This window comes from Mesorhizobium sp. M1A.F.Ca.IN.020.03.2.1, from assembly GCF_004023205.1.
GTDB lineage: Bacteria > Pseudomonadota > Alphaproteobacteria > Rhizobiales > Rhizobiaceae > Mesorhizobium.
Window position 1 is genome coordinate 13,732 of the sequence record NZ_RZSV01000006.1, and the last position, 12,144, is coordinate 25,875.

The window sequence follows — 12,144 nt, forward strand, 5'->3', positions numbered from 1 at the left end:
CCTCAGGCAGCCGACGGCCCCGGGTCGTCGAACCCGGCGTTGAAAGCCGCCGCAACCTTGTTCTGAGCTTCGTCGTGCGGTTCATCGGAACGATGGACGGCCCGCGGACCGTGTCCATCCAGCCGCAGCGAATCCGATGCAGCAACTCCCGCCAGTTTCAGTCTCTCGCGCCTTGCGGCTTCTGGTTGGTAAACCACTTCATGCACCGTCAGCGTTTCAAGCATCCCGTCCGCTGTCGGAATGGACATCGACTGCCCCTTGGCCAGACCGAGCAACGCCAGGCCTCGCGGATTGGTGATAGGCAAAAGCATGCCAACCAGACCGCGCATCTGGTCATGTGCGACGATGCGGGTTTCGGCAGGACCGTCGTTCACCCGATAGGCCACGCGGCTGCTGAGTGTCACGACGTTCGCTGGGATGTCATCGCGAAACATGACAACTGCGCTCGAAATCTTCCGCTGGAGAATAGTCGAGAAGGTTTCGTCGCGGATCGGATGGCGTTCCCGTATCACTTGAAGAATCGTGTAATCCTTGGTGGTCAGTTGGCAGGTGTCTATATTGGGCATGGTACGTCTCCAGCCGGCCCGCACAAGGCGATCCGGCAACTGCAGTTGATCGGATGTGAGGAAGTACCCCTGTGCCGGACCGAGATGAGCCGGCGCAGGGGTCAGACTCCCGCGATCAAGCTGCCTGCATGATTGAGGAGACGGACGGAGACGCCCATGTCAGACGCTCGCCGCCATCGTTGGAGACGCAGGTGCGAGCTGACTGACTCCATCACCTTGCGGGGCGGGCTGGGTCACACCAAGCACCAACAGTTCGTGCCGGCGCCCGTCTCGGGCGGTCCACATGATTGACTGTCCAGCCGAGAGGCCGATCAGGGCTGTGCCAATCGGTGTAAGAATCGAAACCTTGCCTTCGGAGATGTCAGCATCGCCAGGGAAAACCAGCGTTACCGTTCTCCGATCACCGGTGTCGGGCTTGAACGTCACAGTTGAACCCATCCGGACGGTACCGGCGGAGACCCAACCATCGGCGACGATCCGCGCGCGCTCGAGCTCGGCGAGCAGCTCATCGGAAGCCTCCGGATATCGTGCGGCGAAAGTGCTCGCGAGCACCGATAAGCGCGCATGATCCGACTGCGAGATGCGGATATTCGGCTTGCGCCGGATTTTCGAGTTTTTCTGCATCTAATGCTCATATTTCTCCTGGCTCAGCCGCCATCAAAGGTGGCGGACAGGCGACTTCGGAAATTGATCCCAGTGCGCCAAAAGGTTGGAGCCCTGCTGATCCTAACATGTCGATTAAGCGGGCGCCCCGAGCCGAGGGGTAACGTGCGGTACCGGCTATCCGAAGTTGATCAAGGTCCGCATGGATCATCATCGTTGTTAGTCTTGGGAATCCGCGGTCACCACGAATTGAGCGGGACGCCACCATGCCCTCGCTGCGGTCGCGTGAAGCGCCGCGCGTGCCATGAGTTTCCCGCAAACGACCCACGCTAAGAGCAGACTGTTCAAAGTGTACCCAGAAGCAGCGGTGGGCTCGCTGATTTCGATTACATCGCCTCGCGCGCGGTGTACCGTTGAGGACCCTGCCCAGGATCTATGGAACGGCATCCGTGCCAACGATGCCCCCCTCATTCTCGAGAACGCTGATCCGCCTGACCTCGGAGCGGTTTAGTTTCAGGCGAACCCCGATACCGCCGCCGTTCTCGGCAATAAAAAAGGCGCCGGCGCCTTCGAGCGCGATTTGGAGCCTATTACAGACTTCGTAGTCGGGGAGTGTGATCCGACGTTCGAATTCCTCGATGGCCAGCGCATCCACGCCTGAATTGCTGGCGAGCTTTTCGCGGGTCCATTCGACCAGCGCGCGAGCAGCGCGGCATTGAGCTCCAGTGATCGTCATAAGTTACCCTTTCAGACGCTTTCGGGAGCGACATCGCTGTCTGCTGAAAGCCAGTATGCTCCGGCGCGATGGCTCGACCCGTCAGAAATGGATATCGAGTCCGAAAAAGGGAAGGGCCGATGCCGTTGGCTGGTGTCGAAATTGTGAAGCTCCCGTTCCGCTTCGGCCCTTTTCAGACATCCAGTCTCATATTCAGTTGGTAACCGTGTTCGCCCCTACAACATAACTTGGCTCGGCAGCACGCGATCGGCTTGTGCCCAGTCGGACGAATACCACTGTTCCGCGAAACCTGCACCCCGGCTGTACGTCAGTGTCAAAAGCTAACTGCGCGAGGCCATACAGCTGGCAGCTACGTCCTTGGCGAGGCCTAAGAATGCACGCGAGCCATCCGCCTCACCACGGACGGGTGAGTGGCCAAACCCTAGCATTTGCTCGAGCGCGCTGACGCCGAAACTGCGACAAATGCCATTAGGATGACGGATAAGCTGCCGACGAGCGACGAAATCTGAGCGATAAAACCCAACAATCCAGGCCCAAGAAGCAATCCCGCGTATCCCATCGTCGTCACGATTGACATTGCCCGAGCAGCAGAAGTGCCACCTGCACGCCCGGCGGCGGCGAAAAGTGTGGGCACGACGTTTGCTAGGCCAAGACCGCATATGGCGAGCGCAATCAGAACAACAGGAAGATTGCCGCCCATCAGGATCATTGTGAACACCGAGCCTGCGCAAACTATTGTGCAATAGCGCAACATTGGCATCTGGCCGATCCGCTTAACGATGGCGTCACCGAATAGGCGGCCGGTTGCCATCATGGTTGCAAATGCCGCAAAACCATAGGCGCCTGTGCTTTCTGCTCCTCCGGATCGGGTCACGATGTAAATAGCGCTCCAATCCATCATTCCGCCCTCGGCCAGCATCCCCAAGAATGCCAGGCCACCAAGCAGGTAAAGATGCTTCCTTATTGCATTATCGAATTTGCCATCCGTCGCCTCAATGGAGTCGGCAGGATCGTCGAACCGGCCTGAATTGTTCCATCCTATGCAGGCGACGACCGCGACTGCCGCAACACCAAGTCCCGCCACCCCAAGACAAACGGCCAAGGCGCCGCCGTTGGACAGTATCTGGCCGACAACGAATGCGCCGATCAGGCTTCCGAAACTGAATACGGCATGAAAAGAGGACATTGCTTGCCGACCCATGTGACGCTCCACTGTCGACGCATCAATATTCATCGATACGTCGAGCGTCCCGAAACCGATACCGGCAAAAAACACAATCAACGCCAGCCAATAGGTGCCACCGGCGTACGGGAGGGCCAACAGCGCTGCGCCGAACGTTAGAGATCCCAGCAAGCTGAGCACACTGCTCGGGGCAATGGCAGCCAAGCGACCGATATTGGTCATCATCACAATTGCGCCCAGAGCGAAGCCAATCAGGATCCACCCGAGTTGCGCCTTGTCCAGTTCCATTTGAGCGCTGAGGACTGGAAGTGAGGACGCCCAAGCTCCGATGCCGACGCCTGCTCCCAAAAAGAAAAGGCTGCAAAAGAAACGGCTGCTTCGGATCGCAGGGGAGATCGTCGAGCTGTCCTTCACTATCGCTATTCTCTCTGGTGTGGCGTTCAAATTGAGACACCGGTGATTGGAGCGAGGCCGTCATGGTTGGGGGTGGCCAAGGCAGGCCACCGCGGGCGCCGGCTAATCTTTGAGAGGGAGCAGGGTCGCGCGTTTCTACTTGCCATGCTGGACAAAGTTCGCAGTCCTCTCGCCGATCATAATGCACACAGCGTTGGGATTGCCGGATATGAGCGTTGGCATGACCGACGCATCCGCCACGCGAAGGCCTTCGATACTGTGGACGCGAAGCTCGGGATCAACCACTGCCATGCCGTCCTTGCCCATTCGGCAGGTGCCTGCAGGATGCAGCGCCGGATGCGCGACCTCTTGGCAGAACTTTCTCACCTGTAGTGGCGTCGCTGTCCCGGCGGACGGGATCTGCCTTGAGGCAATGTAGCGGCGGATGGCGGGTCGCTCCATGATATCGAACGCCCCCATCGTTCCTTCAACCACCGCATCGAGATCATAGGGGTCGGAAAAATACCGCGGGGCCACGCGTGGGTTGGCGTAAGGATCGGCACTTTTCAGCGTCACTTCCCCTCGAGACCGAGGCCGGATCTGTCCTAGGTTTATCGTGCAGCCGTTTCCGCCCGGGACGGCGTCGACGCCTTCCTCGATGCCCGCACCCACGACCATGAAATATTGCACATCCGGGATCGCTTCGCTTGTGTTGCCCCACCAGAACGCCCCTCCTTCGATCAGATTGGAAGAAGCCGGGCCATCCCTGAACAGTAGATAGTTCAGGCCAGCCGCGGCTTTCCAGTGCGGCTTCTTGTATTTGTCGTAGCTGTGGGGCCCGTTCAACTGATAGACGAGCGATATCTCGATATGGTCCTGCAGGTTCTGTCCGACCCCGGGCAGATCGGCAACGACAGGAATGCCATGTCCGCGCAAAGCGTCGGCCGGACCGATCCCTGATAACATCAGCAATTTCGGCGAGGCAATCGCACCTGCCGACAAGATTACTTCGCGACTGGCCATGAGGGCCCATTTGCGGCCCTTCGCTACATACTCGACCCCGACGGCCCGCCCCTTTTCGACAATTATCCGCGTGACCGTGGAACCCGTTCGAACCTGGAGATTAGGTCGGTGGCGGGCGGGTTTGATGAAGGCCGTTGCGGCGCTGCTGCGCCGCCTGTTTTTGGCGGTGATCTGGTAAAGACCGCAGCCGGCCTGATCGCCGGAATTGAAATCAGGATTATAGGGCAGCCCAGCCTGCTGGCACGCCTGCAGCCAGGCGCGTGTGAGGGGGTGGATATGGTCGATGTCGGAAACGCCTAGCGGTCCCCCTACGGCGTGGGCCTGGTTGCAGAACCGGTTGTTGTCTTCCGACCGCCGAAAGTAGGGCAACACATCATCATAATTCCAGCCATCCGCGCCGAGCGCTTCCCACCGCGCATAGTCGGATGGCGCGCCGCGGATATAGATCATCGCGTTGACGGAACTGCCGCCGCCCAGCACCCGGGCCTGGACCATCGTCGGCTGCTCGACACGGGATTGGGCTGCGGTTGGTTCCCAGGGAATCCTTTTCAATAGGGGCCCTTGTGCGGTCTTATAGTAGGCACCCGGGATATGGATGTAGGGATTGAAGTCGCGTGGGCCTTCCTCCAGCAGGAAGACCGAGGCATCAGGATCTTCCGAAAGCCGCGCGGCAACCACGCATCCAGTCGAGCCGCCGCCAACGACTATGTAGTCACAGTTGGTCTGCATAATTTCATCCCGCGGTCGGATGCCCAAGAGCGCCGAGCCATACTTTGTCATGGGTCGAGATCCTCTGATCGAGCTCCAGCCTGAGGTCGGGTTTCATGCCGGATTTTGGCGCGGCAGATCTCCTGTTCGATCATCGATACGACGCAATGTCGAAGCTGCCTCTGCCAATCTCGCCCAGTAGGCAAACATCGAGAGCTCATGACAAGTTCGCAACGCATGGAACATGGAAGCAATGTGACGCGCCGAGCGAGAAAGTTCGCTGTGGTGAGGTCACTCTTTGCCTGGCATCGCTGGCGCCCTGAGAGCCAGTCTTTCGAAGACACCCGATTGCCGGCTTACCCACCGGGACCGGCGCACTTCGCAATATGGCGCAGAATTGACGTCAAGTTACGACAAGAATCGTCCAGACGCGCACTTCTTTTGGCGTCCGCATTGTGGTGTGGTCGGGCTCAGGTTACCCTGATGATGGACGACAAAACCGTGCCGAACCAGACGAGAGACCTTTCGTTTGCCGACGACTTCATCTTCGCCAAGCTCGTCGAAGATGTCCGCGACTATCCCGTTGAAGACGCTGTCGTTGTGAATGTCAGCCCCAGCGCGATGATCACCGGAGATGAGCATCCGGCGATCGTGCCTGCCTGGAAATCGACATGGCTGAAGGGCGGGCAAATCAAATCCGCGGAACGGGCGGCGCTTCTGAAGGTGCGAAAAGCCACCAATCTCGGGGGGTGCATGTTCCGCGGCTGGGACTGGCTTGGCAATCGAATCAAGAGCTTCCCACGCGACACGCCGCTGTTCATTTCCCCGCAGGATGAGATCGGCACGGTCAGCACCGATCCTTTGGTATTCACCAACGAGCGCGCAGCATCCGGCTCCCCGCAGACGTTCACGCTCAAGCTGAACCTTTGGTGGTCGCCGGGGGACACTGACTGCTTCATTCACAATGAGCATCGCTTCCTTGAAACACACACGCAAATCCACGGCTCCGGCCGGATGCAGAAGTTTCGACTTCGTGACGAAACGACAATTTATGAAGACGTTGTGATGCCGGTCGGTTATTCGCATGACCCCTTCTGCAGGGTCAGCGGCAAGAATGAGTGGGCCTACCCATGGCACCGCTACTACGCGGATACCGATTCGGTGTGGCTCGCCATAGAACTCCACCCCTGAATTCGGCGATCCTTGGCGCGCTTCGCGGACGATATCAAGCATTGGCGCCGAGTGGCGTTCTCAGCGCTGTTTAAGCCGGTCAAACCGGCCGGCTCTCGGCGGAATTTGTTGAAGTGAAGGAAAAAACATGAAGCTCGACAGCATGCGCGTTGAGGGGGCTGACAACGGCTCCGCGGCAATCGAGAACGCCTCGGTGCGGCTGCGGGCCAACGCGAACACGGACTGGTTCTTCGCCCCGAGCGGCAAAAGCCGGGCCGCGAATGTCACGCGATTGGTGCGCGAGATCGACGAGCAGCATTTTGCGCTGTCTGCCAGGGTCTCTGTCGACTTCGCCTCTGCTTACGATGCCGGCGCGATCTTCATCGAATGTGACGACAACAATTGGGCAAAGGTCGCCTTCGAATTTTCTGCCGCGCGTAAGCCGACCATCGTGAGCGTGGTGACGCGCGGCACATCCGACGACTCGGACGGTCCTCGTCATTCCGGCGCCCACGTGTGGCTGCGTGCTTATTGCGATGGCGAGACGGTCGCGTTCCATTTTTCGGAAGACGGCAAATACTGGAATTTCCTGCGCTGGTTCACTCTGCCCGGTGTAGCAAGGCGGCCGGTGCGTATGGGACTTGGCGTTCAATCGCCGACGGGCGAGGGGACGACCGCCGTCTTCTCAGACGTCAGGCTTTCTGTCGCCAAGATCAGCGATCTGCGCAACGGACAATAGCTGACCGTACTTTGGCCGTTGAGGACAGCTGCGCCAGTTCGTCTCATATCATCGATCTCGGTCGGGCAAACAGCGACTGACCGTCCTTTATGGTCGTCCGCATCGCTTTCCCTGCCAGACGCCGACGGTGATGCGAGATGGGGCAGGACACTGTGATCGGGGTCACGGATGTCACGCCGTCGCGTTACGGGGGTGGCCTGTTTCCAGGTCGCAAGAACAGTGATCCTTACGGATCGGCCGAGGTACGGGGCCTTGAGCACAAGCGCGATCGCCGCGCCAGGAGTGCAAAGGTCGCAAAGGGTGTAGTGCGGGATTTGGTTGCCACCAAGCCCGCGCAACTCATGCCATGACCCCGCTGTGTGCATTCTCGTCTTGCGCCACAAGATCGGTGCTCCGACCGCGTCGCATTATGGCCGGCTTCACTGCTCCCCGCACGAAGATGCCTGTTGACCAGCGAACGGGTTCGGCGGGCTGAAAACCAAAGCGCAGCAAGCCTGTCTCGGTCATTCAGCGCCGTCATTGGGAAATGCCCTTGACAAGCTCCGCGCTTCGCAGGATGTTCATTCAGTAATAGTGACTTTCACTAAGTGAAATAAGGAACTGCAATGGCGACTGTGCTTCAAAAGGACGAGATCAAGGGGATCATCCCGCCGCTCGTTTCGACGTTTAGACCCGATGGTGATCTCGACCTGGATCTCTTCAAGGGTGAGCTTCGGTTCATGGAAAGCGCTGGCATTCGCCTTGCCGTGGTCGGCGGAAGCACCGGTTCGGGCGATGAGCTTTCCGCAGAGGAACTCGAGCTCTTGGTGGAAACAGCCACGGCCAACAGCAAGCTGCGCGTAATCGCCGGGATAATCACAACCACCACCCGCGACGCCATCAAGCGTGGTCTGCTCGCCAAGCAGGCCGGCGCCTGTGCGCTGATGCTTGGGCCACCAATCTATAATACCCCGTCGGGCGATGGGCTGGACAAGTTCATCCAGGATGTTGGGGCGGCGACCTCTCTACCCATCATCTACTATAACCACTTCTTCAACCCCCCTGCCGTCATGCAGCGCGTAGCCCAACTGCCCGAAGTCATCTGCGTGAAGGAAGTGGCGCTGGAGCCGGTGACGGAACTCGTCCAGACCGTCGGCGACCGGGTCGCCATTGCCGCTGGGGCGGACAGCGTGAACATTGCGAGCTTTCTGTTTGGGGCGCAGGCCTCGATTTCCGGCATCAACACCGTCATCCCGAAACAGTACGGGGAGATCTTCGCCGCCCACGCAGCCGGCGACTACGTCCTTGGCCGGAAGCTGACGGACAAGATCGCGCCGCTCGCACGGGAGATGACCAAGAGCGTGAATTTCCCCGCCCGCATCAAGTTTGCCATCAACGCTCAAGGCCGCAAGGTGGGTGAACCGCGCAAGCCCAATGGCAACCTGGCCAAGCAGGACCAGGAAAACATCCTGAAGGCCCTCAAGCTTGCTGGACTGCTTGCCTAAGCCGTGGCCAGGCGCGGGCGCTCCGCCCATTGGTTGAATGAATAAGCCGAAGAAAACCATCTAAACAGGAGGGAATGTGGAATGAGCAAGGACATAAATCGCCCAAAGGCAGATTCGACGCTTATCGGGCGGCGCGATGTGCTGAAGACAGGCTTGTTGTTGGGCACCGGTATGATGCTTGCCGGGGCGGGGCTTCGCCCGGCCCTGGCCGATGAACCGAAGCGGGGAGGGACGCTCCGCGTCGGTCTAGGCGCAGCCGGGGCGAAATCGTCGCTCAACCCCTTCATCTCGACAGGCGATATGGATTTCGCCGTCGCCCAGTCGATCTTCGACCGGCTCACCGACTTCGACAAGGATGGCAATCTCTACAACAAGCTGGCGGATGACTTCACTCACAACGCCGAGGGCAACGTCTGGAAAATCAAGCTCAAGAAAGGTGTGGTCTGGCATGACGGCGCGCCTTTCACGGCCAAGGACGTCGTCTACACCATCCAGTACATCCTCAATTCTGACAACAAGGCCGATGCCTACCCCAACCTGGCGCCGCTCATGGAGCCGAAAGGGGTACGCGCGCTCGACGCCAATACGGTCGAAGTCGAATTGAAGCAGCCCTATGCGCTGTTGCCGCAAGTGCTGGGCAGCAAGGTCATGTTCCTCATGAAGGACGGCACGACCGACTTCGACAAGCCGATCGGGACCGGGCCCTTCAAGTTTGTGTCATGGTCCCGCGGTCAGCGGGTGACGCTGGCACGCAGCGATAACTATCGCACGCCCGACCAGCCATATCTCGATGGGGTCGAATTCATCGCGATCAACGACCCGACCGCGCGCATGAATGCGCTGGTGGCCAACCAGGTCGACGCCGTGGCTCAGCTCGATGGAAGTCTTGCGCGCCTGATTGAAGCAAATCCCGCACTCACCCTGCTGCGCTCGAAGAGCGGTGCCACGACCGACCAATTCATGATGACGAACCTGAAACCCTTTACGGACGTGCGCGTCCGCCAGGCGTTCCGGCTCATGATCGACCGCCAGCAACTGCTCGACAACGCATTGTCGGGATATGGCAGGATTGGCAACGACCTGCATTGCATCACGGATCCAGACTACGCCTCCGAACTGCCGCAACGCGCTTACGACCCGGATCAGGCGAAATCGCTGCTCAAGCAGGCGGGCTTTGACAATAGCCAGGCGATCACCCTCTACACCTCGGATGCCGCTCCAGGCATGCAGGCGTCGGCTACGCTCATCGCCAACCAGGCCAAGAAGATCGGCGTCAACATCGAACTTCTGGTCGTGCCGCCCGACAGCTACTATTCCGGCCCGAACTTCAAAAAGACGCAGATGGGCAGTTCGGATTGGGGACAGCACACTCTCGAATCCCAGTTCGGCCAAGGCTATGCCCGGGGTGCCTACTGGAACGAACCGGATTGGACCAGTGACGAGTTCGACAAGTGGGTAAGCAAGGCAAGAACCACGTTCGATGGCCCCAAGCGCCGCGAATATTATGTGGAGGCTCAGAAGGTCCTGTGGAACGAGGGAGCTTACATCATCTGGGGCTTCCGTGATCTTCTCGACGCCGCCAGCGCCAAGGTCAAGAATATCGTTCCCTCCACCCAGAGAAATCTCGGCTATTACCAGTTCGAAAGCGTCTATCTCGGGTAAACTGCAGCCGCCGTGGCCAGCCAAGCCGCGGCGGCTCCCTTTCTCTGAAGGTGAGACCCCTTGAATAAACCCTTGCTGCAGCTTCTGTTGACAAGAATAGTCCTGGCTGTCGTCACTCTTTTTGCCGTCTCCATTGTCGTCTTTGCCGCGACCCAATATCTGCCGGGAGATCCGGCCCGGGCAGCGCTCGGTGCCAAGGCGGACCCTTCGGCGGTGGAGGCGCTCAGGCGCGAGTTTGGCATGGATCGGCCGGCCGTCGTGCAATATGCCAGCTGGATCGGGGGCGCGCTCACCGGCGACTTCGGCCGGTCAATTCCGTCCGGCCGGCCAGTCTGGGAGACGATTGGGCCGAGGGCCGTCAACACCCTGATACTGACGGTCACATCGCTGCTCCTGCTGATACCGCTCTCCTTCGTGCTCGGCGTTGCCGCGGCGATCTACAAAGACAGATTGGCCGACCACCTGATATCAGTTCCGACAATCGTGACCGTTGCCCTGCCTGAGTTCGTAATCGGCACGGTATTGATTGTGCTTTTCGCGGTTTATCTTCGTTGGTTGCCGCCGGTTTCGCTGATCAACGACAGCCTTCCGCTTTCATCTCAATCGACCCTTTTCATTTTGCCGGTCCTGACCCTGCTCGGCACAACGCTGGCCCAGGTCGTACGCATGGTGCGGGCGGTGGCACTCGAAGTGTTGAACGCCGAATACATCTATATGGTACGGCTGAGGGGCATAAGCCCCGCGCGGGTGCTATTACGTCATGTTCTTCCCAACACGATCACACCCAGCATCCAGACGATCGCGTTGAATGCGGCCTGGTTGGCCGGCGGAGTGGTAGTCACCGAGTCCGTCTTTCAACTGCCGGGCATCGGCAGCGCGCTCTCGGAAGCGGTTATCAACCGAGACATGCCGACAGTGCTGGCCATCACGCTGATCATCACGGCGACCTATGTGCTTATCAACCTGGTGTCCGAAGCGCTGATCCTTCTTCTTAATCCAAGGCTGCGCGTGGCGCGCGGCACGACCTAGCCGGAGAGATTGACCGTATGCGCCGCTCCGTCCTGCGCCTGACCCTGGCGAAGCCAGCAGCTCGCATCGCTCTGGTCCTGGTCGTCATCATCGTTGCCCTCGCCTCGTTCGGACCATTGTTCAGTCCGTACGCCTTCGATGAAATCGTCGGGGCTCCCTTCGCGACCATAACCCACGAGCATTGGCTCGGAACCGACTTCCTGGGGCGCGACACTTTCAGTCGCTTTCTCTATGGCGGGAGGACTGTGCTCGTCGTCGCGCTTTGCGCGACCGTGGCGGCCTATGTAGTCGCGGTGCCGCTTGGCATCTACTCGGGCATGCGGCGAGGCCCGCTGGATATTTTTCTGATTGCCATTTCCGACGTGATCTACGCGCTCCCGCCGGCCATCTTTCTTCTCGTCCTTCTCGCCTCGACCGGGCCAAGCCTGCCCACAGTCATCATAGGGATTGTGATCCTGCATTCACCCCGCATCTTCCGTATCGTGCGACTGATCACGATGGACATATCAAAGAACGAGTACGTCGAAGCTGCCTTCGCGCGCGGGGAAAGCTGGGCCGCAATCTGCTTCCTTGACATCCTGCCCAACGTGTTGACACCGGTCCTGGCCGACTTCGGGGTCCGACTTTGCGGGTCGATCATCCTCTACGCTTCGCTAAGCTACCTGGGCCTGGGCCTGCCACCGCCGGCGGCCGACTGGGGTCTGATAATCAGCGAAAACCGGATTGGCATCACGATCTCGCCATGGATCGCAATCGCGCCAGCTCTGGCAATTGCTGCCTTCTCCGTTGCCGTCAACGTGCTTGCCGACAGCTTTGCGCGCTCGGTCGGTCGGTCGAAAGAGATTTGA

At 59.4% G+C, this 12,144-nt stretch carries 11 protein-coding genes; 6 read left to right on the forward strand and 5 right to left on the reverse strand.

All coding sequences use genetic code 11. From position 1 onward, the window contains the following. Positions 1–2: 2 nt before the first annotated feature. The 5 genes from EOA79_RS02020 to EOA79_RS02040 form a co-directional block, all read right to left on the reverse strand. Positions 3–566 (reverse strand): nucleoside-diphosphate kinase, encoded by a 564-nt coding sequence (locus EOA79_RS02020; RefSeq protein ID WP_127334749.1) that lies wholly within the window; start codon positions 564–566, stop codon positions 3–5. Between the two features lie 159 nt (positions 567–725). After that, positions 726–1,190 carry a nucleoside diphosphate kinase regulator gene (rnk, locus tag EOA79_RS02025; RefSeq protein ID WP_067330551.1) on the reverse strand — a complete coding sequence of 155 codons (465 nt, stop codon included), beginning with the start codon at positions 1,188–1,190 and terminating at the stop codon, positions 726–728. A 412-nt stretch (positions 1,191–1,602) separates the two neighbouring features. Further along, on the reverse strand, positions 1,603–1,905 hold the full coding sequence (locus tag EOA79_RS02030; RefSeq protein ID WP_067330561.1) for a hypothetical protein: 303 nt from the start codon (positions 1,903–1,905) through the stop codon (positions 1,603–1,605). 421 nt (positions 1,906–2,326) lie between these two features. Next, the gene (locus tag EOA79_RS02035) at positions 2,327–3,502 is read right to left on the reverse strand and encodes an MFS transporter (RefSeq protein WP_164748138.1); all 1,176 of its coding nucleotides are present in this window, start codon (positions 3,500–3,502) and stop codon (positions 2,327–2,329) included. A gap of 135 nt (positions 3,503–3,637) precedes the next feature. Next, positions 3,638–5,233 carry a GMC family oxidoreductase N-terminal domain-containing protein gene (locus EOA79_RS02040; protein ID WP_067330764.1) on the reverse strand — a complete coding sequence of 532 codons (1,596 nt, stop codon included), beginning with the start codon at positions 5,231–5,233 and terminating at the stop codon, positions 3,638–3,640. Between the two features lie 462 nt (positions 5,234–5,695). Between EOA79_RS02040 and EOA79_RS02045 the strand changes: the two genes are divergently transcribed. From EOA79_RS02045 to EOA79_RS02070, 6 genes are all read left to right on the forward strand, one after another. Beyond that, on the forward strand, positions 5,696–6,403 hold the full coding sequence (locus tag EOA79_RS02045; protein WP_245322553.1) for a hypothetical protein: 708 nt from the start codon (positions 5,696–5,698) through the stop codon (positions 6,401–6,403). Positions 6,404–6,530: 127 nt separating this feature from the next. Beyond that, positions 6,531–7,121, forward strand: coding sequence for a DUF1349 domain-containing protein (locus EOA79_RS02050; RefSeq protein WP_245322552.1), 591 nt, complete (start codon positions 6,531–6,533; stop codon positions 7,119–7,121). 605 nt (positions 7,122–7,726) lie between these two features. Next, entirely contained in the window at positions 7,727–8,605 is an 879-nt protein-coding gene (locus EOA79_RS02055) for a dihydrodipicolinate synthase family protein (RefSeq protein ID WP_095826391.1), read from the forward strand. 81 nt (positions 8,606–8,686) lie between these two features. After that, positions 8,687–10,267 (forward strand): ABC transporter substrate-binding protein, encoded by a 1,581-nt coding sequence (locus EOA79_RS02060; RefSeq protein WP_095826390.1) that lies wholly within the window; start codon positions 8,687–8,689, stop codon positions 10,265–10,267. 72 nt (positions 10,268–10,339) lie between these two features. Beyond that, on the forward strand, positions 10,340–11,296 hold the full coding sequence (locus EOA79_RS02065) for an ABC transporter permease (protein WP_245418846.1): 957 nt from the start codon (positions 10,340–10,342) through the stop codon (positions 11,294–11,296). 17 nt (positions 11,297–11,313) lie between these two features. Then, on the forward strand, positions 11,314–12,144 hold the full coding sequence (locus tag EOA79_RS02070) for an ABC transporter permease (protein WP_095826388.1): 831 nt from the start codon (positions 11,314–11,316) through the stop codon (positions 12,142–12,144).